The sequence below is a fragment of the Streptomyces sp. TRM68416 genome, from assembly GCF_014596915.1.
Taxonomy (GTDB): domain Bacteria; phylum Actinomycetota; class Actinomycetes; order Streptomycetales; family Streptomycetaceae; genus Streptomyces.
The window spans coordinates 208,467-230,365 of sequence record NZ_JACVWU010000004.1; the positions used below are offsets into that span (position 1 = coordinate 208,467).

Sequence of the window (21,899 nt, forward strand, 5' to 3'; positions counted from 1 at the left end):
GCCGGACACGCGTATATGCCTTGGCCTAAGCTGCTCTCAACTGTCACAGCAGTAGGGCTACGTATCAATACGTCCGGGGACCCCGAATCGTTCCGGTCGCCCATCACTTTTTTGATGGGCACGTGTCCGAATCCGCCTTGTGTGTCACCCGGCGCCCGTTGTGACTCAACTGAACTGTCCCGCTTTGCCGGGATGATCACGCATGTCACCAGCTCACTCCCCCGGGTGATCTGCCGCTTACGCATAGTCCGTTCGGACCATTCAAGATTGGGCCCGCTGGGGGTGTTGCGCTGTGCCCACCTTCCGTAACGTCCTCAACTGGCGGCGGTGAATATGCCGCTGCCGCCGTGGGGGAGCCTCGATTCGGGAGAGGACGGCGCCGGTATGGGCTGGGTAACCGACTGGAGTGCGCAGGCGGCCTGCCGCACTACCGATCCGGATGAACTGTTCGTTCAAGGAGCAGCGCAGAACAGGGCCAAGGCGGTGTGCACCGGATGTCCGGTACGCACGGAATGTCTGGCCGATGCGCTCGACAACCGCGTCGAGTTCGGCGTGTGGGGAGGCATGACGGAACGGGAGCGTCGCGCACTGCTGCGCAGGCGTCCCACCGTCACCTCGTGGCGTCGGCTGCTGGAGACGGCTCGTACGGAGTACGAGCGCGGAGTGGGCATCGTGCCCCTCGACGACGACGAGGTGTACGAGAACTACGCGGCGGTGGGCTGAGGCCCACCGGGCGGCTCGGGCCTGTTGCTCAGGCCCCGCTGACTCGGGCCGATTCGGGCCCCGTTGGCTCAGGCCCCGGAGTTGGGCAGCTCCGGTCGGCCGGCGGCCAGCCGGTTTCCGATGTCCCGCAGCCCCGCGAGGTCGTGCACATCGCCGGGCAGCGCGGCCACCTCGGCCACCGCCACCTCGGGGTGGAGCGCGGTGAAGCGGTCACGTGTGCGCTGCTCGCGGGAGAGCAGGTGCATACGGTCGGCGTGCAGCCTCAGCAGGCCCGCGGTGAGTTGGTCGACGGGGGGCGCCGAAGGGTGAGCCGGGGCCGTGTCCATGGCGGCGGGGGAGCCTTCCTCGACGACCTCGGGTGCGGGCTCGGATGCGGGCGCGGGCTCGATTACGGCCTCGGGTACGGGCGCGGGTGTGGGCTCGATTACGGCCTCGGATACGGGCTTGGTTGCGGCCTCGGGTGCGGACTCGGGTGCGGGAGATTCTGAACTGCCGTACGTGTCGGGAGAGTTACGAAGTCCAGCTTTCCCGCCGTCCTGATCCACAATGCGGGACTCCTCAAGATTTTCCGCGGCGGCGAGCGCCCGCTCGGCCGACAGCCGGTCGGCGCCGCTGCCGTGGACCCGGTTGAGCACCAGACCCGCGAGCGGCATGTCCTCGGCGGCCAGCCGCTCCACGAAGTACGCGGCCTCGCGCAGCGCGTCCCGCTCCGGCGCCGCGACCACCAGGAACGCCGTTCCGGGCGCCTGGAGCAGCTTGTACGTCGCGTCCGCGCGCGTACGGAATCCCCCGAACATCGAGTCCATCGCGGCCACGAACGTCTGCACGTCCTTCAGCAGCTGTCCGCCGAGCAGCTTGCCCAGGGCGCCGGTCATCATCGACATGCCGACGTTCAGGAACTTCATCCCGGCCCGGCCGCCGACCTTGGCGGGGGCCAGCAGGACGCGGATCAGCTTGCCGTCGAGGAACGAACCGAGCCGCTTGGGCGCGTCCAGGAAGTCCAGCGCGGACCGCGACGGAGGCGTGTCCACGACGATCAGGTCCCACTCGTCCTTCGCCCGCAGCTGGCCCAGCTTCTCCATCGCCATGTACTCCTGCGTGCCCGCGAAGCCCGCAGAGAGCGACTGGTAGAAGGGGTTGCCCAGGATCGCGGCCGCCCGCTCGGGGTCCGCGTGCGCCTCGACGATCTCGTCGAAGGTGCGCTTCATGTCGAGCATCATCGCGTGCAGTTCGCCCTCGCCGTCGACGCCCTTCACACGGCGTGGGGTGTTGTCGAGCGAGTCGATGCCCATGGACTGCGCGAGCCGGCGGGCCGGGTCGATGGTGAGGACCACTACCTTCCGGCCGCGCTCGGCCGCGCGCAGACCGAGCGCCGCCGCGGTCGTCGTCTTGCCCACGCCGCCCGCACCGCAGCACACGATGATCCGGGTCTCCGGGTCGTCCAGCAGGGGATCGACGTCCAGCCCGCGCACGGGGGAGAGGTGATGGTGGGCCGGGTGGGCCTGGGGCTGGGACCTGTCGGCGTCCGGGGCCGGGCTCATTTCATCCCCTGCTCTCGCAGCTCGGTGGCCAGTTCGTACAGTCCCGCCAGGTCCATTCCCTCGGCGAGCAGCGGCAGTTCGTGCAACGGCAGGCCCAGCTCGGCGAGGACGGCACGCTGCTCGTGCTCCAGCGTGTACCGCTCGGCGTACTCCTCGGCCTGCGCCAGCAGCGGGTCCACCAGCCGCTCCGCGTGCCCGCCGCGCCGCGCCCCGCCGAGACCGGCCGCCGACAGGGACTGCGCGAGGGCCGCACGGGGGGTGCTGCGTACGAGTTCCAGGTCGGCCGCGTCCAACACCTGCGGCCGCACCATGTTCACGATGACCCGGCCCACCGGCAGCCGGGCCGCCCGCAGCTCGGCGATGCCGTCCACGGTCTCCTGGACCGGCATCTCCTCCAGCAGCGTCACCAGGTGCACCGCCGTCTCCGACGACTTCAGCACCCGCATCACGGCCTGCGCCTGATTGTGTATCGGGCCGATCCTGGCGAGGCCGGCGACCTCGTCGTTGACGTTCAGGAAGCGGGTGATACGCCCGGTGGGCGGGGCGTCCATCACGACGTAGTCGTAGACGAACCGGCCCTGCTTGTCCTTGCGCCGGACCGCCTCGCACGCCTTGCCGGTCAGCAGGACGTCCCGGAGACCCGGGGCGATGGTGGTGGCGAAGTCGATGGCGCCGAGCTTCTTCAGCGCGCGGCCCGCGCCGCCCATCTTGTAGAACATCTGGAGGTAGTCCAGAAGGGCCAGTTCGGGATCGATGGCGAGGGCGTACACCTCCCCGCCGCCCGGCGCCACGGCGATCTTCCGTTCCTCATAGGGCAGCGCCTCCGTCTCGAAGAGCTGTGCGATGCCCTGTCTGCCCTCGACCTCGACGAGAAGCGTCCGCTTCCCCTCGGTCGCGAGGGCGAGCGCGAGTGCTGCGGCGACCGTGGTCTTTCCGGTCCCGCCCTTGCCGCTGACGACCTGGAACCTGCTCACACCTTCGAGCCTAACCAGTCGCCCGCCGGATCACGCCGGAGGCTGTGGACAACGTGGGCGCGAGGGGCGGAAGAGCAGGCGTTAAAGTCGGCCACATGACCAAGTGGGAATACGCAACCGTGCCGCTGCTCGTCCATGCCACGAAGCAGATTCTGGACACCTGGGGCGAGGACGGCTGGGAGCTCGTCCAGGTCGTGCCCGGGCCGAACAACCCCGAACAGCTCGTGGCCTACCTGAAGCGGGAGAAGCAGGCGTGAGCGCGGTCGAGGCCCGGCTGGCCGAGCTGGGCCTGACGCTGCCGGAGGTCGTGCCGCCGCTGGCCGCCTACCAGCCGGCCGTGCAGTCGGGCGTCTACGTGTACACCTCCGGTCAGCTGCCCATGGTGGAGGGCAAGCTTCCGGTCACCGGGAAGGTGGGCGCGGAGGTCACGGCCGAGGAGGCGAAGGACCTCGCCCGTACGTGCGCGCTCAACGCCCTCGCCGCGGTCAAGTCCGTCGCCGGCGACCTGGACCGGATCGCGCGCGTGGTGAAGGTCGTCGGCTTCGTCGCCTCCGCCTCTGACTTCACCGGCCAGCCGGGTGTCATCAACGGCGCCAGCGAACTCCTCGGCGAGGTCCTCGGCGACAAGGGCGTCCACGCGCGCAGCGCGGTGGGCGTCGCGGTGCTCCCGCTGGACGCGCCGGTCGAGGTCGAGGTGCAGGTGGAACTCACCGGGGAGTAACGAGTATCGCCTGACGGCGGTCGCCGGCACGTCGCCTGTTCGGTGCGGCTGCGGCTGCGGCTGCGGCTGCGGGTGTGCGGGGGCTGGTCGCGCAGTTCCCCGCGCCCCTTCGGGGCGCTGCCCGACCGGAAGCGGCTGCTGCGGGCGCTCGTGCCGCCGGGGCGGCGCCCGCGCCCGAAGAGAGCGGCACCCCGCGGGCACCCCGCGGGCGTACCGCACCCCGCCCCACCTCCCACTCCAGGCACCTCTCGAACATCCGCGCACCCCGAGATAGCCTCCGCACATGGCGAACGGTCAGTGGTACCCCCCGGAGTGGCCCGCCCGTATCCGCGCGCTCGCGGAGGGCACCCTCACCCCGGTGACCCCGAAGCGCGCGGCCACCGTCATGCTCCTGAAGGACACCGCCACCGGCCCCGCCGTCCACATGCTGCGCAGACGCGCCTCGATGGCCTTCGCCGGCGGCGCCTACGCCTACCCGGGCGGCGGCGTGGACCCCCGCGACGACGAGCACCACGTCCGCTGGGCGGGCCCCACGCGCGCGTGGTGGGCGGACCGGCTCGGCACGGACGAGGCGGGCGCGCAGGCGATCGTCTGCGCGGCCGTCCGGGAGACGTACGAGGAGGCGGGCGTCCTGCTCGCCGGCCCCGCCGCCGATTCCGTCGTGGGCGACACCACGGGGGAGGACTGGGAGGCGGACCGCGCGGCCCTGGTCGCCCGCGACCTGTCGTTCGCGGAGTTCCTGGACCGCCGCGGCCTGGTCCTGCGCTCCGACCTGCTGGGCGCCTGGACACGCTGGATCACCCCGGAGTTCGAACCCAAGCGGTACGACACGTGGTTCTTCGTGGCCGCCCTCCCGGAGGGCCAGCGCACCCGCAACGCCTCCACGGAGGCCGACCGCACGGTGTGGATCGGGCCTACGGGCGCGGCGGCCTCGTACGACAGGGGCGAGCTGCTGATGATGCCGCCCACGATCGCCACCCTGCGCCAGCTCGCGCCGTACGCCACGGCCGCCGAGGCCCTCGCGGCCGCCCCCGCCCGGGACATGACCCCCGTCCTGGCCCGGGCGGACCTGGAGGACGGCGAGATCGTGCTCTCCTGGCCGGGGCACGAGGAGTTCACCAAGCACATCCCGACCGCGCCGAACGGTGGAGCCCCCGCATGACGGACGCCAGCACTCTTCCCGGCCGGCCGCGGGGCGGGGTCCTCTCCGGCCCGGCCACCCCGCGCGCGGTGAACGTCCTCGCGCCCAATCCCTCCGCGATGACCCTGGACGGCACGAACACCTGGATCCTGTCCGAGCCCGGCTCGGACCTGGCCGTCGTGGTCGACCCGGGCCCGCTGGACGAGGGCCACCTGCGGGCCGTGATCGACACCGCCGAGCAGGCCGGCAAGCGCATCGCCCTCACCCTGCTGACGCACGGACACCCCGACCACGCCGAGGGCGCCGTACGGTTCGCCGGGCTGACCGGCACCAAGGTGCGCGCACTGGACCCGGCGCTGCGGCTCGGGGACGAAGGCCTGGCCGCCGGGAACGTGGTGCGAGTCGGTGGCCTCGAGCTGAGGGTCGTACCGACGCCCGGGCACACCGCGGACTCCCTGTGCTTCCACCTCCCGGCCGACCGCGCGGTCCTGACCGGCGACACCGTCCTCGGGCGGGGCACGACGGTCGTGGCGCACCCCGACGGCCGTCTCGGCGACTACCTGGACTCCCTGCGTCGGCTGCGCTCGCTCACGGTCGACGACGGCGTCCACACGGTGCTGCCCGGCCACGGGCCGGTCCTGGAGGACGCCCAGGGGGCCGTGGAGTTCTACCTCGCCCACCGCGCCCACCGCCTCGCCCAGGTCGAGACGGCCGTCGAGGACGGCTACCGGACCGCCGAGCAGGTCGTCCGCCATGTGTACGCGGACGTGGACCGCTCCCTGTGGCCGGCCGCCGAGCTGTCGGTGCGGGCGCAACTGGAGTACCTGTCGGAGCACGGGCTCATCTAGGCCCTTCCGGAGCCCCGCCCGGCCTCAGTCGGGGCGCGGTGCCTTCACGCCGTGCACGCGCGCGTACTCCGCGGCCAGCCACGGGCCGAGATCGTCGACGTAGGAGCGCAGTACGGCCGGGTCGCCGGTCGGGTCGTGGCCGAGGGCGGCCGCCGCCCGCAGTTGCTCCGCCCGCCTCGGGTAGTACGAGGCGAACGCCTCCGCCATCTCCCCCAGGTCGCTGGTCCAGCCGTTCCAGCGGGGCATGACGAGCGTGAAGCCGGTGCGGACCAGGTGGCGGGACATGTACCGGACGAGCGGTCTGCGCGCCTCCTCGGAGTCCTCGGCGGCGGCGATACGGTCCCGCCAGCGGGGGAGGAGGACGGCGAGGTCCCCGTTGGTCTCCCGGGCGAGCACGGAGTCGGGCCGGTAGCGCGGCAGGTACTCGGCGAGGTCCTCGCCGAGCAGCGGGGTGCACAGGCACGCCACGAACCACCCCAGGTCGTACGTCTCCAGGTCGCTCAGCAGCCGCGCCCGGCTGTACAGGAGCGTGCCTACGCCGTCGATCTGCGCGAACTCCTTGTCGAGCGCCTCGCCGAGCGCCCGGGCGTCCTCCCGGTCGGCGTCGGCCGGCTCCGCGCGCAGCGCGACCAGCAGATCGAGGTCGCTGCGCCCCACGCGCGCGGTGCCGCGCGGAATCGACCCGTAGAGGTACGCGCTGTCCACACGTGCGCCGAACACGTCGAGCAGCCGGTCGCGCGCGGTGGCGACGACCGGGCGGAAGTCCGGGGCGATGCGCGCGAGCGATCCCTCGCGCTCGATGTACCCCCGGGGGTCGAGTCCGGGTCGCTGAACGGTTTCGGCCATGGAACAACTGTGCCCCGGCGGGGCGGCCGGGGCGGGGCATTTTCGGCGTGGGCGGGCTTGCCCGTACCCCGTCCGGCGCTCGGGGACGAGGCCGAGGCCGGTCCAGGGCCGAAAAGGGGGTCTGGGAGGAGGGGGGCTGGGAGGGGGGTCCGGGACGGGCTCCGGGACGGTGACGCGAACAGGCCCGCCTCATGACGCGAACAGGCCCGCCTCATGACGCGAACAGGGCCGTCCCATGACGCGAACAGGGCCCGCCCCATGAGGAGACGGACCCCGAACAGCCGTACGGCAGGACCGAGTGTCAGCGGGACCGCTTGGCGAGGCGCTCCACGTCCAGCAGGATCACCGCGCGGGCCTCCAGGCGCAGCCAGCCGCGCTGGGCGAAGTCGGCGAGCGCCTTGTTCACGGTCTCGCGGGACGCGCCGACCAGCTGGGCCAGCTCCTCCTGCGTGAGGTCGTGGACGACGTGGATGCCCTCCTCGGACTGCACGCCGAAGCGGCGGGAGAGGTCCAGCAGGGCGCGCGCGACGCGACCGGGGACGTCCGAGAAGACGAGGTCGGACATCGCGTCGTTGGTGCGGCGCAGTCGGCGGGCGACGGCGCGCAGCAGCGCGGTGGCCACCTCGGGGCGGGCGTTCAGCCAGGGCTGGAGGTCGCCGTGGCCGAGGCCGAGCAGCTTGACCTCGGTCAGCGCGGTGGCGGTCGCCGTACGCGGGCCCGGGTCGAAGAGCGACAGCTCGCCGATGAGTTCGCCGGGGCCGACGACGGCGAGCATGTTCTCGCGGCCGTCGGGGGAGGTGCGGTGGAGCTTGACCTTGCCTTCGGTGACGACGTAGAGCCGGTCACCGGGGTCGCCCTCGTGGAACAGGGAGTCGCCCCGTGCGAGGGTCACCTCACTCATGGAGGCGCGCAGTTCGGCGGACTGCTCGTCGTCGAGTGCCGCGAAGAGCGGGTTGCGCCGCAGAACGTCGTCCACGAGTTCTCTCCTTGTCGACCTGCTCAGGGGATCTTCCTCCCCCTTGGTACCAGGGGACCGTGCTCCCCATTTTGCCGGACCGTCCAAACAGTGTGATCTGTCACAAGGATGCCGCACAGGTGTCCCGGGGTAAGCGGCAGGGGGCCAATTGGGGGCTGATCTCCAGGGGCCGGGGCGGATGTCGGTGCCGGGCTTTAGGCTGGCCGGGTGTCCAAATCGCCGGTGAGAGCACAGGCCAAGGGGGCTGGGCGGGTGGTTGTACGTCGAGATTCCGCTGTGGGCGAACAGGACCCCGGTGGCGGAAAGAAAACGGCAAAAGCGGCAAAGAAGGCGGTGTCGGTGTCGGCCGGGAAAGCGCCCGTCAAGCAGGTCAAGCCGGTCAGGAAGCCGGCCGGGGGCGGGGCGCCGAAGGAGGAGTCGCGCACCGCGCTGGTCCGCCGGGCCCGCCGTATCAACCGCGAGCTCGCCGAGGTCTATCCGTACGCCCATCCCGAACTCGACTTCGAGAACCCCTTCCAACTCGTGGTCGCCACCGTGCTGTCCGCCCAGACGACCGATCTGCGCGTGAACCAGACGACCCCCGCGCTCTTCGCCAAGTACCCGACCCCGGAGGACCTGGCCGCCGCCAACCCGGAGGAGGTCGAGGAGATCCTGCGCCCGTGCGGCTTCTTCCGGGCCAAGACCAGGTCGGTCATAGGGCTGTCCAAGGCGCTGGCGGAGGACTTCGGCGGTGAGGTGCCGGGCCGTCTGGAGGACCTCGTCAAGCTGCCCGGCGTCGGCCGCAAGACCGCCTTCGTCGTCCTGGGCAACGCGTTCGGGCGGCCCGGCATCACCGTCGACACGCACTTCCAGCGGCTGGTACGGCGCTGGCGGTGGACCGAGCAGACGGACCCCGACAAGATCGAGGCCGAGGTCGGGGCGCTGTTCCCCAAGAGCGACTGGACAGACCTCTCCCACCACGTGATCTGGCACGGCCGCCGCATCTGCCACGCCCGCAAGCCGGCCTGCGGCGCCTGCCCCATCGCCCCGCTCTGCCCGGCATACGGCGAGGGCGAAACGGACCCCGAGAAGGCGAAGAAACTCCTCAAGTACGAAAAGGGCGGCTTCCCCGGCCAACGCCTCAACCCCCCACAGTCCTACCTCGACGCAGGCGGCAAACCGGCCCCGCCCCTGGGGGCCGGATGACAGACCACGCAACGGTCCACCCCCGCGAACCCCACCCACCACACCCCGAACCGACTGACGACCGGCCGGTTGGCCAGGCGGTGGCGGGCCCTGTTCCGAGGGCGCATCGACGGGCGGCTGCGGGTCTCGGCCCGAGGGCGCCCCGAAAGCCGGCCGCGGCTCTCGCCCTGCGACGGCTCCGGCGGCTCCGGCAGCAGTTCGCGGTGCCTGCCGTGGCGCCGCTTCGGCCGGGGTGCGCGGGGCTCGTTCCGGGGCAGCTCCGGAAGTCGGCCGCGGGCCTGGTCCTGACGTGGCTCTGGCAAGGGCCTGTGGATCCCGTCCTCTCCCGGCTCCGGAAAGGGCTCCAGGGTCCCGCCCGGCTCCGCCGACGATCCGCGGGCCCCGCCCCCGCCCGGCTCCGGCAGCCCGCCCTGGACCCCGCCCCCGTGCGGCTTCGCGTGGGGTACGGCCGGGAGGCGGGCCGGTGTCGGACCGGGTGGCCCGGGCAGGGGGCGGCCGGGGTTCCGTTCGGGCGGAGCCCTGCCCGCGGGCGAGGCAGAGGGCCGGTCTCGGGGTGGAATCCGGGACGATCTCAGGGGGCGGGGCTGGAACGATCTCGGCGTGGACCGGCGTTGGACACGGCAGGACGACGGGGGTGGCGATGACGCGTGCGAGCGATACGCAGGGCGGGCCGGTGGTGCTCAGCAAGGACGGGCTGCCCGCCTGGCTGGACCCGGTGGTGCACGCCGTGGAGACGGTCCAGCCGGTGCAGCTGAGCCGCTTCCTGCCGCCGGAGAGCGGCGCGGGACGCCAGTCCGCCGTCCTGATCCTGTTCGGCGAGGGGGACGGCGAGCGCGGGCCCGAGCTGCTGCTCATGGAGCGGGCCAGCTCCCTGCGCTCGCACGCCGGCCAGCCCTCCTTCCCCGGCGGCGCCCTCGACCCCGAGGACGGCGACCCGAAGGCCGACGGGCCCCTGCGGGCCGCCCTTCGCGAGGCCGAGGAGGAGACCGGGCTCGACCCGTCCGGCGTGCAGCTCTTCGGCGTGCTGCCCCGCCTGTACATCCCGGTCAGCGGCTTCGTCGTCACCCCGGTACTGGGCTGGTGGCGCGAGCCCACCCCGGTCGGCGTCGTCGATCCGAACGAGACCGCCCGGGTCTTCACCGTCCCCGTGGCGGATCTCACGGACCCCGCCAACCGCGCCACGGCCATTCACCCCAGCGGCCACCGAGGCCCGGCATTCCTGGTCGAATCGGCCCTGGTCTGGGGTTTCACCGCCGGGATCATCGACCGCCTGATCCACTTCTCGGGCTGGGAGCGGCCCTGGGACCGGGACAGGCAGGTCCCGCTGGACTGGCGGTCATGACAGGGTGGGCGCCGTGCTGTGTATTCCGGGGGAGCGTGAAGTGACGAGGCGAGGCTTGAAGCGGTGAACGTGCTGGACATCCTGCTGCTGGTCGCCGCCGTGTGGTTCGCGATCGTGGGCTACCGCCAGGGCTTCGTCGTCGGCATCCTGTCGGTGATCGGCTTCCTCGGCGGCGGCCTTGTCGCCGTCTACCTGCTTCCGGTCATCTGGGACGCGCTGACGGACAACGCCGAGGTCAGCACGACCGCCGCGGTGGTCGCCGTGGTCGTCGTCATCGTCTGCGCCTCCGTCGGCCAGGCCCTGACCACCCACCTGGGCAACAAGCTCCGCCGGTACATCACCTGGTCCCCGGCGCGCGCCCTGGACGCGACCGGCGGCGCCCTGGTCAACGTCGTCGCGATGCTCCTGGTCGCCTGGCTGATCGGCTCGGCCCTGGCCGGCACCACCCTGCCGACGCTCGGCAAGGAGGTCCGTAGCTCCAAGGTGCTGCTCGGCGTGTCCCGGGCGCTGCCCTCACAGGCCGACACCTGGTTCGCCGACTTCTCCTCGATCCTCGCGCAGAACGGCTTCCCGCAGGTCTTCAGCCCGTTCGCCAACGAGCCCATCAACGAGGTCCAGCCTCCCGACCCGGCCCTGGCGAACAGCGCCGTCGCCACCACCGCGAAGAAATCCATCGTCAAGGTCGTGGGCACCGCGGAGAGTTGCGGCAAGGTGCTGGAGGGCACCGGCTTCGTCTTCTCCGGCCGCCGCGTGATGACCAACGCCCATGTCGTGGGCGGCGTCGACGAACCCACCGTCCAGATAGGCGGCGAGGGCCGCAAGTACGACGCGACGGTCGTCCTGTACGACTGGAAGCGCGACATCGCCGTGCTCGACGTACCCGACCTCGACGCGCCTGCACTCCAGTTCACGACCACGGACGCCGACAGCGGCGACGACGCGATCATCGCGGGCTTCCCGGAGAACGGCGCCTACGACGTCCGCGCCGCGCGCGTCCGCGGGCGCATCCCGGCCAACGGTCCGGACATCTACCACCGCGGCACCGTGCGCCGTGACGTGTACTCGCTGTACGCGACCGTCCGTCAGGGCAACTCCGGCGGCCCGCTGCTCACACCCGAGGGCAAGGTGTACGGCGTGGTCTTCGCGAAGTCCCTGGACGACGCCGACACCGGCTACGCGCTGACGGTGGACGAGATCCAGGAGGACATCACCGCCGGGCGTACCGCCAACGAGCAGGTCGACAGCGACAGCTGCGCGCTGTAGATCGGAGGACCGGTCCGGTCCGGGCGCTCAGCCGCGCGGGTGACGCAGCCGTACCGAGACCCAGCGGGCCCGGCGGCGCAGGATGCGCGGGATCCCCACCCGGGGGTCGCTGCCCGCCATCTGCGGGGCGGGCCCCCGTTGGTGGGAGCTCAGGCCGTTGCCCGAGCGGCGGTTGCGTGCTGCGTCACTGTAGTCGTGCGTCCAGCCCATACCCCGACGTGTGCCCCTGCCCCATGGTCGATAACCGCCCCCAGGGCCCCCAATTGGCCTATGCGCCGGGCATTTGGCTGTTCGTAGTACAGGCGTTCAGAGCCGGATACCGGGCGCACCGACACGGTCACCGACCGGGTTCGTCCACCGCTACCGGTCGGGCTCCGGATCCTTCAGCCAGTTGACCAGTTCGGCGGAGAAGGCCACCGGATCCTCTTCGTGGGGAAAGTGGCCGAGACCGTCGAACAGCCGCCAGCGGTACGGCGCTTCTACGTACTCGCCGGACCCCGCCGCGCTGCGGGTGCGCATCACGGGGTCCAGGGAACCGTGCAGATGCAGCGTGGGCACCCGCACCGGCCGTTTCATGCGCCGGTTGAACTGGATGCCGTCGGGACGCGCCATGGACCGCACCATCCAGCGGTACGGCTCGATCGCGCAGTGCGCCGTGGAGGGGATGGACATGGCGCGCCGGTACGTCTCCACCGCCTCGTCGTCCGGCAGCCGAGGCCCGGACCAGTCGCGCACGAGCCGCCCCACCAGCGCCCCGTCGTCGGCGGTGAGCTGCCGCTCCGGGATCCAGGGACGCTGAAACCCCCAGATGTAGGAACCGGCGGTCGTCTGCTTGACGTCGGAGAGCATCGCCGAGCGCCACCGACGGGGGTGCGGCATGGACGCGACCGCGAGTCGCCGTACCAGCTTCGGGCGCATCACGGCGGCCGTCCACGCCAGGTATCCGCCCAGGTCATGGCCGACCAGCGCGGCGTCCGGCTCGCCGAGGGAGCGGATCACGCCGGTGATGTCGAGGGCGAGGTTGGCGGGGTCGTAGCCGCGGGGGGTGCGGTCGCTGCCGCCGACTCCGCGCAGGTCCATCGCGACGGCCCGGAAGCCGGCGTCGGCGAGCGCCGGCAGCTGGTGCCGCCAGGTCCACCAGAACTGCGGGAAGCCGTGCAGCAGCAGCACCAGCGGCCCGTCGCCCATCTCGGCGATGTGGAAGCGCGCGCCGTTGGCCGCGACGTCGCGATGGGTCCAGGGACCGTCGGGCCGTACGACCGTGGGCGGGGCGGCTTCCGTCATGACGACGAGCGTGCCACAGCCTCGATGGCCGCGGGCGAGCGGTCCTCGAGGGCCGGCGCGGTACGCGGGTGGGGCTTGGCGTTCTGCAGGACGCCCGCCGTCTCCTTCATGGACGCGGCCACCTTCTGCGGGCCCTTGCTCTTCTTGGCCTTCTTCGCGAACACGACGCCGATCAGCGCCAGGCCGCCCGCGATGAGCACGTTCGCCGCGAAGGACAGCAGGAAGCAGACCGCCATGTTCCAGTCGCTCCAGGTCCGGATGCCGTACGCCAGGGCGAAGTTGAGCATCGGCAGGGAGAACACCAGCACCGCGCCGGCCACCATGAACGCCCCGCCACTGGTGGCCCCGCGCTTCACGTCCTGCCTGAGCTGCGCCTTCGCCAGCGCGATCTCGTCGTGCACCAGCGCCGACATCTCGGTGGTCGCCGAGGCGAACAGCTGGCCGATGCTGCGTTCGGTGCCGACCGGGCTGCCGTCGGGTGCGCTCATCGCGTTCTCCCTCTGTCGAGCGGGTTTTGTACCGTCCCGTCAGATCATGCCCGACGGCCGTTGCCCTCGCTCGCCCCGCCCGCCACTTCCGCGAGTGCGTGGCGCTCGGCGGCCTTGGCCTCGGCGATGCGACGGTGCTCGGCGGCCTTGCGCTCGTGGATGACGGCCATCCGCAGGTGGTACTCCGGGTTGTCCTCCTCGTAGATGTCCGGAATGCCGTCGGCGTCCTCGTCGCGCTCCTCCGCCTCGCACATCCGGCGGTACTTGCCGTTCCGGATCTTCAGCAGCACCGCCGCCAGGGTCGCCGCGATGAGGGAGCCCAGCAGGACGGCGGCCTTGACCTCGTCCGTCATCGCCGCGTCGCCCTGGAAGGCGAGCTCGCCGATGAGCAGTGAGACGGTGAAGCCGATACCGGCGAGGGCGGCCACCGCGAACACGTCGGCCCAGGCGAGGTCGTCGCTGAGCGAGGCCCGGGTGAAACGCGCCGTCAGCCAGGTGCCGCCGAAGATGCCGAGTGTCTTGCCGACCACGAGACCGAGCACCACGCCGAGCGTCTCCGGCTGGGTGAACACATCGCCGACCGCGCCGCCGGAGACCGAGACCCCCGCGCTGAACAGCGCGAACAACGGCACGGCCAGACCGGCCGAGACGGGCCGTACGAGGTGCTCGATGTGCTCGCCCAGGGAGTGCTCCTCGCCCTCGCGCCGGGTGCAGCGCAGCATAAGGCCCATGGCGACGCCGGCGATGGTGGCGTGAATGCCGCTGTTGTACATCAGCGCCCAGATCACGAGCGCGAGCGGGACGTAGACGTACCAGCCGCGTACGCCCTTCCGCAGCAGCAGCCAGAAGACGGCGAGGCCGACCACCGCGCCGCCGAGGGCGGCGAAGTTGAGGGTGTCGGTGAAGAAGACCGCGATGATCATGATCGCGAAGAGGTCGTCGACCACGGCGAGGGTGAGCAGGAAGGCCCGCAGGGCGCTCGGCAGGGAGGTGCCGATGACGGCGAGGACGGCCAGCGCGAAGGCGATGTCGGTGGCGGTGGGGACCGCCCAGCCGTCCAGGGAGCCACCACGGGTGACATTGGTGACGACGTACACGAGCGCCGGTACGGCCATGCCGCACAGGGCCGCCACCACGGGCAGCGCGGCTGCCTTGGGGTCGCGGAGGTCACCGGCGACGAGTTCGCGCTTGAGCTCGATGCCGGCGACGAAGAAGAAGATCGCGAGAAGGCCGTCGGCGGCCCAGTGGGCGATGGACAGATCGAGCCCGAGGGCCGCGGGCCCTATGTGGTAGTGGCTGACACTCTCGTAGCTGTCGTGCAAGGCAGGGACGTTTGCCCAGATCAGCGCGGTGACCGCGGCCAGGAGCAGCAGCACACCGCCGACTGTCTCGGTGCGCAGCGCGTCCGCGACGAAGGTGCGCTCGGGCAGGGAGAGACGTCCAAGAACCTTGCGGTTGGGGGCAGGGCGGGGCGCGGACAAGAGTGACCTCCGGTCGGGTAGGCAGCACGGAGTACATGCCGACCAGACTTCCCGGCACACCTGTTTGAGACAAAGTTTTGCTTAGTTTAGCTAAGGTGCGCCGGGAGGAATCAGGCGCATCTCACATTAGTCATAAAGAAGGCCGCCCGGCGTGTTCGCCGGGCGGCCCTTCGGCGGTCCGTGGACCCCCGATGGTCCTGCGGATCAGTCCTCGCTCGGCGCCGCCGGCAGCTTGGCCTGGATGAGGTCCATGACCGTGGAGTCGGTCAGCGTGGTGACGTCACCGAGCTCACGGTTCTCGGCGATGTCGCGCAGCAGACGGCGCATGATCTTGCCGGATCGGGTCTTCGGCAGCTCGGCCACCGGCATGATCCGCTTCGGCTTGGCGATCGGGCCGAGCGTGGCGCCCACGTGGTTGCGCAGCTCGGCGACCAGCGCCTCGGTCTCGGCCGCCGTACCGCGCAGGATCACGAACGCGACGATCGCCTGCCCGGTCGTCTCGTCGGCCGCGCCGACGACGGCCGCCTCGGCCACCGACGGGTGGGAGACGAGGGCGGACTCCACCTCGGTGGTGGAGATGTTGTGCCCGGACACGAGCATCACGTCGTCGACCCGGCCCAGCAGCCAGATGTCGCCGTCGTCGTCCTTCTTCGCCCCGTCACCGGCGAAGTACTTGCCCTCGAAGCGCGACCAGTAGGTGTCGATGAAGCGCTGGTCGTCGCCCCAGATCGTGCGGAGCATCGACGGCCACGGCTCGGTCAGCACCAGGTAGCCGCCACCGCCGTTCGGGACCTCGTTGGCCTCGTCGTCGACGACGGTCGCGGAGATGCCGGGCAGCGGGGTCTGCGCGGAGCCGGGCTTGGTCTCGGTCACGCCGGGCAGCGGCGAGATCATCATCGCGCCGGTCTCGGTCTGCCACCAGGTGTCCACGATCGGGGTGGCGTCCGCGCCGATGTGCTTGCGGTACCAGATCCAGGCCTCGGGGTTGATCGGCTCACCGACCGACCCGAGGACGCGCAGGCTGCTCAGATCGAACTTCGCGGGGATGTCGTCGCCCCACTTCATGAACGTACGGATGGCGGTCGGCGCCGTGTACAGGATGGTGACCCCGTACTTCTGCACGATCTCCCAGAAGCGGCCCTGGTGCGGGGTGTCCGGTGTGCCCTCGTACATCACCTGGGTGGCGCCGTTCGCGAGCGGACCGTAGACGATGTACGAGTGCCCGGTGACCCAGCCGACGTCGGCGGTGCACCAGTACACGTCGGTCTCCGGCTTGAGGTCGAAGACGGCGTGGTGGGTGTAGGCCGCCTGGGTGAGGTAGCCGCCGGAGGTGTGCAGGATGCCCTTGGGCTTACCCGTCGTACCGGACGTGTAGAGGATGAACAGCGGCTGCTCGGCGTGGAAGGCCTCGGGAGCGTGCTCGGCCGACTGCCGCTCGACGATCTCGTGCCACCACACGTCACGGCTGTCGTCCCAGGCGACCTCCTGGCCGGTACGGCGCACCACGAGCACGTGCTCGACGTTGTCGACCTTGGAGACCGCCTCGTCCACGGCCGGCTTGAGCGCGGAGGGCTTGCCGCGCCGGTAACCGCCGTCGGAGGTGATGACGACCTTGGCGTCGGCGTCCTGGATACGGGTGGCCAGCGCGTCCGCCGAGAAGCCGCCGAAGACGACCGAGTGGGCGGCGCCGATCCGGGCGCACGCGAGCATCGCGACGGCCGTCTCGGGGATCATCGGCATGTAGACGGCGACCCGGTCGCCCTTCCGGACGCCCAGCTCCAGCAGGGCGTTGGCGGCCTTGGAGACCTCGTCCTTGATCTCGGCGTAGGTGATCGCGCGGCTGTCGCCGGGCTCGCCCTCGAAGTGGATGGCGACCCGGTCGCCGTGTCCGGCCTCCACGTGCCGGTCCACGCAGTTGTACGCGACGTTCAGCTCGCCGTCCTTGAACCACTTGGCGAACGGCGGGTTCGACCAGTCCAGCGTCTCGGTCGGCTCCTTGGCCCAGGTCAGCCGGCGGGCCTGCTCGGCCCAGAAGCCGAGCCTGTCAGCCTTGGCCTGTTCATACGCCTCCGCCGTGACGTTGGCGTTCGCGGCCAGGTCGGCGGGGGGTGCGAACCTGCGCTCTTCCTTGAGCAGGTTGGCCAGGCTTTCGTTGCTCACGACATCTCCCTTTCCCAGGGTGTCCGTTGTGTCCCAGGCCACAGCTCATCAGACCCAGGGGCCCGATGACAAGGGCCGACGGGAAATTGGTTTAGACCTGTGTACGGCTCGGTGGTGACGTTGCTTTCGGCAGTCGGCGTCCCCCGTATCCACGGACGCTGACCTGGTGAAGTTCAGGGTTTGTTACCCCTCTCACACGAGAGGGGACCAGCAGGGGAAGGCATACGGGATCCGGGGCCCCGTCCAGCCGTTGCCGCCGCCCGGCGTGTCGCGGACGCGCAACGGTCGAGCTCACGCCCACGGCACCCTCCGCAACGCCGCCGCGCGCGCCGACCGCCGAACGCCTCGCGCTACGGCCCGCGCGACAGCCCGCGACCGGGCGCACCCCGGGGCACAGCGACTGCTGGAGCCGACGATTCCGTCACGCCCCGGAACGGCTCCCGGAAGGCGCACCGGGCCGTCATGCGGATGGCCGTGTCCGCGCCGGCCCCACCTCCGCCGCCGGGGCGGCAGCCGCCCCGGCCCCCTGCGGTGACGACCCGCGCACGCCCGCGCCGGGCTTGCATCCTCCCGCACCCGGAGACGCCGGTGCGCTGGAGCCCGGCGGACGCCGACGTCCCCGCGCGGGCGCCTGGGTGCCTGGGCACTGATGCGGGGGTGCCCGCCGACTGGCGACTCGCCGGAAGGCCCCGTCCGGCCGCTGCAAGCTGCCGCCGACGCCGACGCCGACGCCGACGCCGACGCCGACGCCGATGCCGGCCCGGCTTCTGCGGCGTCCGCGCCGAGACCGCCCCGCGCGGCCCCGTCGTCCGCTCCGGCGCGGACCCGCGTCTACGCCGGGCTGTGCAGTTCCTCCGTGTCGGTCACATGGTCGAACACCCCCGTGTCGGACGTCTCGGTGAGCAGATAGGCCTGGGCCTCGCCCACGTGGAAGTACATTCCGTGCAGCGCCAACTCCCCCTTCCGCAGAGCGCGGGCCACGGACTCGTGAGCCCGCAGATGCTCCAACTGCTGGACCACATTGGTCAGACAGAGCTGCTCGACCGCGTCCGCCGGCGCCCGCCCGGCGAGCCGCGCCCACGGCCGGCCGCCGTCGGCCATGCGCTCCAGGCTCGGCAACCCGTGCCGCAGCCACCGCTTGAGCGGGGTCTGAGCCCCTCCGGGCTCGGAGTTGAGCAGCGCCTGCATGGCCCCGCACCCGGAGTGCCCGCACACCGTGATGGACCGCACCTTCAGTACGTCCACCGCGTACTCGATCGCGGCCGCCACCGAGTCGTCCCCGCTCTCCTCGCCGGGCAGGGGCACGAGGTTGCCCACGTTGCGCACCACGAAGAGGTCACCGGGACCACTGGAGGTGATCATCGAGGTGACGAGACGCGAATCGGCGCAGGTGAGGAAGAGCTGGGAGGGCCGCTGTCCCTCACGGGCCAGCCGCGCCAGCTCGCCCCGCACCAGTGGAGCGGTGTTGCGCTGGAACGCGCTGATGCCGCGCGCCAGTTCGTGCCCGCTGGATCCGTGTACACCGATCCCACCGGCCCGACCGATGCCACCGGCCCCACCGGCCCCACTGGCCCGACCGGCCACACCGGAACCGTTGTCCGTGCCGGGGCCGGACGGGGACTCGGCGTGCTCGGACGGGGGCTGCGGGCGCTCGCACTGGTGGTTGCGCCAGGGCGTCCAGGGGCTGCAGCGGCAGCCGTGGGGAGCGGTCGCCTCGGCGGCCTCGGAGCCGGCGTGCGGGTCTGCGGCGGCCCCGGGTTCGGCGATGCGGACTCCGGCGCGGCGGCCGGTCAGCTCGACGGAGCCTCCTTGCGCGGTGTGCGTGTTCTGCCAGTCCTGCAAGGACTCGTACGCCGCGTGGTCCATGAACGACCCGTCCAACTCCACGACGGCCCGGGTCCCTTGGGGCACGAGGTGCAGGGCGCGACTGAGCCGCGGCACCGCGAGGAACGTCAACTGCCCTCTGACATGTACGTAATGGACTCCTTCCTTCTCGTCGTGGGTGATGCGGGTGCGGGCGAGGCGGTGCAGGGAGACGGCGACGGCTACGGCGATCCCCAGCGTCACGCCTTCCAGGACGCCGAGGGAGACCACGCCGGCGAGGGTGACGGCGTAGACCAGCACCTCGCGGTGGCGGGTCACCGTGCGGATGTGGTGCAGGGACACCATCTGGATGCCGACGGCCATGACCAGGGCGGCGAGCGAGGCGAGCGGGATGAGCTCCAGGATCGGGACCATCAGCAGCGCGGCAACTACTACAAGAACGCCGTGCAGCATCGTGGAGTTCCGGCTCACGGCACCGGCTTGGACATTCGCGGAACTGCGCACGGCCACACCGGCGACGGGCAGCCCGCCGAGGCCGCCGGAGACGATGTTGGCGGCCCCCTGGCCGAGCAGTTCGCGGTCCAGTTCGGCGCGGCCCACGCGGAGGGGCAGGCCCGGGCGTGCGGCCACCAGCTTGTCCACGGCGACCGCGCCGAGCAGCGACTGCACGCTGCACACCAGGGTGGTGGTCAGTACCGCGGCGACCAGGCCGAGCACCGGGCCCTCGGGGAGCCCGGCCAGGGCATGGCTGCTCCAGGACGGCAGGTCGACCTTGGGCAGACGGAGCCCGGCGAGCGAGGCGGTCGCGGTGGCGCCGGCGACGGCGATCAGGGCGGCCGGGATCTTGCGCAGGAGGCGTCCGGCCCGGCCGGGGATCCGCGGCCAGAGCAGCAGCAGGGCGAGGGTCAGCGCGCTCGTCGACAGGGCCGCCGGGTGCAGGTCGGCCAACTGGGCGGGCAGGGCGCGCAGGTTGTCCGGGACGGAGCTCTGCGGCGTGCCGCCGAGGACGATGTGCAGCTGGGCGACGGCGATGGTGACGCCGATGCCGGCCAGCATGCCGTGCACGATGGCGGGGCTGACCGCGAGCGCGGTACGGGCCACGCGCAGGAAGCCCAGGCCCAGTTGGGCGAGTCCCGCGAGGACGGTGATGGCGCAGGTGGTCCGCCAGCCGTAGCGCTGGATGAGGTCGGCGGTGACCACCGTGAGACCGGCGGCAGGGCCGCTGACCTGGAGCGGGGCGCCGCCGAGCCGTCCGGCCACGAGTCCGCCGACGGCGGCGGCGACGAGACCCGCCTGGAGGGGGGCGCCGGTGGCCAGGGCGATGCCGAGGGACAGGGGGAGGGCGATCAGGAAGACCGCGATGGAAGCGGAGACATCGGCACCGGCGACACGCAGGCGGCGCCGGGGCGGGGGCGAACTGTGGGGTGTGCGGGTGCGCGGGGGCCGAGTGGGGTCGGTGGCGCGGGTGGGGACGCAGGCTGACATGGTTCCCGTCTCCTCCGGGGCGGCGCGGTCGCGGGTGGGGCGGTCCCCCGTCGGGTGACGGGGGTCGGGGTCGCGGCCGTGGGGCACGGCGTGCAGCGGCGGGATGGATCAACGCTCAGTAAATGGATCGTAATGGAGAGTAAAGGGCGAGCATAGATTTTCCAGGCAAATGGGTGAATACCTGGCCCGTAAGAGTGATGCGGATCTTTGATCGGCTTGTCGTACTAATTCCTTCTCGGTCCCGTGCGACCTTGGCGGCGCTGTCGGCACTTCCGGCAGATCACCAGAAAACGCCCTTGCCGGCGTTGGCCTGAGAGAAGGAAGAGGTGGGCGGAACATGGCCGCCACCCAGAGGATCGCCGCGGGCGCCGTGGTCGCCGCGGTCTGTGCCGCATCGCTCGCCGGCTGTGCCCTCGGCACCGACGGTTCCCACGAAGGGGCTCCCGGCCCGCAGAAGGCGAAGCCGGCCCAGGCGCCGCCCAAGAAGAGCCCGGTCCGCCTGATCGGGGACGGCTCGACCTCGTACACCGGCGCCCAGCCGCACCTGCCCAGACCCGAACGGCTGAAGCCCGGTCAGAAGCCGCCGCAGTTCGTGGTGTTCTCCTGGGACGGCGCGGGCGAGGACGGCCAGCGGCTGTTCTCGCACTTCCGCAAGGTCGCCAAGGCCAACAACGCGACGATGACGTACTTCCTGAGCGGCGTGTACATGCTGCCGGAGCACAAGCGCGACCTGTACCGGCCGCCGCAGCACTCCCCGGGCCGCTCCGACATCGGCTTCAACGACGAGCAGGGGATCGCCGACACCGTCGAGCAACTGCGCGGGGCGTGGCTGGAGGGCAACGAGATCGGCACCCACTTCAACGGCCACTTCTGCGGCAAGGGCGGCGGCGTCGGCGAGTGGTCGGTGCAGGACTGGAAGGACGAGATCGCCCAGGCGAAGCAGTTCGTGAAGTCCTGGAAGACCAACACCGGCCTGACGAAGGCGTCCCCGCTGCCCTTCGACTACGACAAGGAGCTCATCGGCGCCCGCACGCCGTGCCTGGAGGGGCAGAAGAACTTCATGCAGGCGGCCCGCGAACTGGGCTTCCGCTACGACACCAGCGGCGTCAACAACCAGGTCTGGCCGAAGAAGAAGGAAGGCCTGTGGGACCTGTCCATGCAGCTCGTGCCGTTCCCCGGCCACTCCTACGAGCAACTGACCATGGACTACAACTTCATGGTCAACCAGTCCGGCACCACCAGCCAGGGCGACCCGGACAAGTACGAGTTCTGGGGCGACCAGATGCGTGACGGACTGCTCGGGGGCTTCCACCGCGCCTACGACGGCAACCGCGCGCCCCTGATCATCGGCAACCACTTCGAGTCCTGGAACGGCGGCACCTACATGCGGGCCGTCGAGGAGGTCATCGAGCGGGTGTGCACCAAGGCCGAGGTGCGCTGTGTGTCGTTCCGGCAGCTCGCCGACTGGCTGGACGCCCAGGACCCGAAGGTCCTGGCGAAGCTCACCACCCTGAAGGTGGGCGAGGCCCCGCAGGAGGGCTGGGCGTCCTTCCTGGCGGGCCGCCCCGCCCCGGCGCCGAAGGGCGTGCCCGGGGCGCCGGCGGCGAAGCCCTGACC

Annotated in this window: 19 protein-coding genes; 9 read left to right on the forward strand and 10 right to left on the reverse strand. The window is 71.5% G+C overall.

Going from position 1 to position 21,899, the window contains the following annotated elements; translation table 11 throughout:
- Positions 1 to 384 precede the first annotated feature (384 nt).
- Positions 385 to 723, forward strand: coding sequence for a transcriptional regulator WblA (gene wblA / locus ICC28_RS08535; protein WP_011029097.1), 339 nt, complete (start codon positions 385 to 387; stop codon positions 721 to 723).
- A 68-nt stretch (positions 724 to 791) separates the two neighbouring features.
- Here the strand turns inward: wblA and ICC28_RS08540 are convergent, their stop codons facing one another.
- Positions 792 to 2,264, reverse strand: coding sequence for an ArsA family ATPase (locus ICC28_RS08540; protein ID WP_188287822.1), 1,473 nt, complete (start codon positions 2,262 to 2,264; stop codon positions 792 to 794).
- Positions 2,261 to 3,238, reverse strand: coding sequence for an ArsA family ATPase (locus tag ICC28_RS08545; RefSeq protein WP_188287823.1), 978 nt, complete (start codon positions 3,236 to 3,238; stop codon positions 2,261 to 2,263). Before ICC28_RS08545 ends, ICC28_RS08540 begins: the two co-directional genes overlap by 4 nt.
- A 95-nt stretch (positions 3,239 to 3,333) precedes the next feature.
- Here ICC28_RS08545 and ICC28_RS08550 point away from each other — a divergent pair, with 95 nt between their 5' ends.
- The 4 genes from ICC28_RS08550 (at position 3,334) to ICC28_RS08565 (ending at position 5,948) form a co-directional block, all read left to right on the forward strand.
- Positions 3,334 to 3,495: a DUF4177 domain-containing protein gene (locus ICC28_RS08550; protein ID WP_003975360.1), complete on the forward strand. Its 162-nt coding sequence runs from the start codon at positions 3,334 to 3,336 to the stop codon at positions 3,493 to 3,495.
- Positions 3,492 to 3,959: a RidA family protein gene (locus ICC28_RS08555; RefSeq protein ID WP_188287824.1), complete on the forward strand. Its 468-nt coding sequence runs from the start codon at positions 3,492 to 3,494 to the stop codon at positions 3,957 to 3,959. Before ICC28_RS08550 ends, ICC28_RS08555 begins: the two co-directional genes overlap by 4 nt.
- Positions 3,960 to 4,242: 283 nt before the next feature.
- Positions 4,243 to 5,121 (forward strand): NUDIX hydrolase, encoded by an 879-nt coding sequence (locus tag ICC28_RS08560; protein ID WP_188287825.1) that lies wholly within the window; start codon positions 4,243 to 4,245, stop codon positions 5,119 to 5,121.
- Positions 5,118 to 5,948 (forward strand): MBL fold metallo-hydrolase, encoded by an 831-nt coding sequence (locus tag ICC28_RS08565; protein ID WP_188287826.1) that lies wholly within the window; start codon positions 5,118 to 5,120, stop codon positions 5,946 to 5,948. Before ICC28_RS08560 ends, ICC28_RS08565 begins: the two co-directional genes overlap by 4 nt.
- A 24-nt stretch (positions 5,949 to 5,972) precedes the next feature.
- Here the strand turns inward: ICC28_RS08565 and ICC28_RS08570 are convergent, their stop codons facing one another.
- Positions 5,973 to 6,794, reverse strand: a complete 822-nt coding sequence (locus ICC28_RS08570; protein WP_188287827.1) for a nucleotidyltransferase domain-containing protein — start codon at positions 6,792 to 6,794, stop codon at positions 5,973 to 5,975.
- Between the two features lie 301 nt (positions 6,795 to 7,095).
- Positions 7,096 to 7,770, reverse strand: coding sequence for a Crp/Fnr family transcriptional regulator (locus tag ICC28_RS08575; RefSeq protein ID WP_015658871.1), 675 nt, complete (start codon positions 7,768 to 7,770; stop codon positions 7,096 to 7,098).
- A gap of 252 nt (positions 7,771 to 8,022) precedes the next feature.
- On the opposite strand from ICC28_RS08575, the gene nth reads away from it, so the two are divergent.
- From nth to ICC28_RS08590, 3 genes are all read left to right on the forward strand, one after another.
- Positions 8,023 to 8,955, forward strand: a complete 933-nt coding sequence (gene nth, locus ICC28_RS08580) for an endonuclease III (protein WP_188287828.1) — start codon at positions 8,023 to 8,025, stop codon at positions 8,953 to 8,955.
- 640 nt (positions 8,956 to 9,595) lie between these two features.
- Entirely contained in the window at positions 9,596 to 10,297 is a 702-nt protein-coding gene (locus ICC28_RS08585) for an NUDIX hydrolase (RefSeq protein ID WP_188287829.1), read from the forward strand.
- A gap of 63 nt (positions 10,298 to 10,360) precedes the next feature.
- Positions 10,361 to 11,560 carry a MarP family serine protease gene (locus ICC28_RS08590; protein ID WP_188287830.1) on the forward strand — a complete coding sequence of 400 codons (1,200 nt, stop codon included), beginning with the start codon at positions 10,361 to 10,363 and terminating at the stop codon, positions 11,558 to 11,560.
- A 27-nt stretch (positions 11,561 to 11,587) separates the two neighbouring features.
- Here ICC28_RS08590 and ICC28_RS40405 read toward each other — a convergent pair whose 3' ends face one another.
- From ICC28_RS40405 to ICC28_RS08615, 6 genes are all read right to left on the reverse strand, one after another.
- Positions 11,588 to 11,770, reverse strand: coding sequence for a hypothetical protein (locus ICC28_RS40405; RefSeq protein ID WP_223188546.1), 183 nt, complete (start codon positions 11,768 to 11,770; stop codon positions 11,588 to 11,590).
- Between the two features lie 150 nt (positions 11,771 to 11,920).
- A complete protein-coding gene (locus tag ICC28_RS08595) occupies positions 11,921 to 12,844 on the reverse strand; it encodes an alpha/beta fold hydrolase (RefSeq protein ID WP_188287831.1) in 924 nt (307 codons plus the stop codon).
- A complete protein-coding gene (locus ICC28_RS08600; protein ID WP_188287832.1) occupies positions 12,841 to 13,332 on the reverse strand; it encodes a phage holin family protein in 492 nt (163 codons plus the stop codon). Before ICC28_RS08600 ends, ICC28_RS08595 begins: the two co-directional genes overlap by 4 nt.
- Positions 13,333 to 13,376: 44 nt before the next feature.
- Positions 13,377 to 14,813 (reverse strand): Na+/H+ antiporter NhaA, encoded by a 1,437-nt coding sequence (nhaA, locus tag ICC28_RS08605; RefSeq protein ID WP_188287833.1) that lies wholly within the window; start codon positions 14,811 to 14,813, stop codon positions 13,377 to 13,379.
- 204 nt (positions 14,814 to 15,017) lie between these two features.
- The gene (gene acs, locus ICC28_RS08610; protein ID WP_188287834.1) at positions 15,018 to 16,973 is read right to left on the reverse strand and encodes an acetate--CoA ligase; all 1,956 of its coding nucleotides are present in this window, start codon (positions 16,971 to 16,973) and stop codon (positions 15,018 to 15,020) included.
- 831 nt (positions 16,974 to 17,804) lie between these two features.
- A complete protein-coding gene (locus ICC28_RS08615; RefSeq protein ID WP_188287835.1) occupies positions 17,805 to 20,282 on the reverse strand; it encodes a bifunctional SulP family inorganic anion transporter/carbonic anhydrase in 2,478 nt (825 codons plus the stop codon).
- A gap of 337 nt (positions 20,283 to 20,619) precedes the next feature.
- Between ICC28_RS08615 and ICC28_RS08620 the strand changes: the two genes are divergently transcribed.
- The gene (locus tag ICC28_RS08620; RefSeq protein ID WP_188287836.1) at positions 20,620 to 21,897 is read left to right on the forward strand and encodes a hypothetical protein; all 1,278 of its coding nucleotides are present in this window, start codon (positions 20,620 to 20,622) and stop codon (positions 21,895 to 21,897) included.
- The last annotated feature ends 2 nt before the right edge of the window (positions 21,898 to 21,899 follow it).

Bases quoted from the DNA above. Each gene is read 5' to 3' on its own strand.
- wblA (WP_011029097.1), top strand. From the start codon at position 385: ATGGGCTGGGTAACCGACTGGAGTGCGCAGGCGGCCTGCCGCACTACC.
- ICC28_RS40405 (WP_223188546.1), bottom strand. From the start codon at position 11,770: ATGGGCTGGACGCACGACTACAGTGACGCAGCACGCAACCGCCGCTCG.
- ICC28_RS08595 (WP_188287831.1), bottom strand. From the start codon at position 12,844: ATGACGGAAGCCGCCCCGCCCACGGTCGTACGGCCCGACGGTCCCTGG.
- ICC28_RS08540 (WP_188287822.1), bottom strand. From the start codon at position 2,264: ATGAGCCCGGCCCCGGACGCCGACAGGTCCCAGCCCCAGGCCCACCCG.
- ICC28_RS08560 (WP_188287825.1), top strand. From the start codon at position 4,243: ATGGCGAACGGTCAGTGGTACCCCCCGGAGTGGCCCGCCCGTATCCGC.
- ICC28_RS08550 (WP_003975360.1), top strand. From the start codon at position 3,334: ATGACCAAGTGGGAATACGCAACCGTGCCGCTGCTCGTCCATGCCACG.
- ICC28_RS08620 (WP_188287836.1), top strand. From the start codon at position 20,620: ATGGCCGCCACCCAGAGGATCGCCGCGGGCGCCGTGGTCGCCGCGGTC.
- ICC28_RS08565 (WP_188287826.1), top strand. From the start codon at position 5,118: ATGACGGACGCCAGCACTCTTCCCGGCCGGCCGCGGGGCGGGGTCCTC.
- ICC28_RS08615 (WP_188287835.1), bottom strand. From the start codon at position 20,282: ATGTCAGCCTGCGTCCCCACCCGCGCCACCGACCCCACTCGGCCCCCG.
- ICC28_RS08600 (WP_188287832.1), bottom strand. From the start codon at position 13,332: ATGAGCGCACCCGACGGCAGCCCGGTCGGCACCGAACGCAGCATCGGC.
- ICC28_RS08570 (WP_188287827.1), bottom strand. From the start codon at position 6,794: ATGGCCGAAACCGTTCAGCGACCCGGACTCGACCCCCGGGGGTACATC.
- ICC28_RS08585 (WP_188287829.1), top strand. From the start codon at position 9,596: ATGACGCGTGCGAGCGATACGCAGGGCGGGCCGGTGGTGCTCAGCAAG.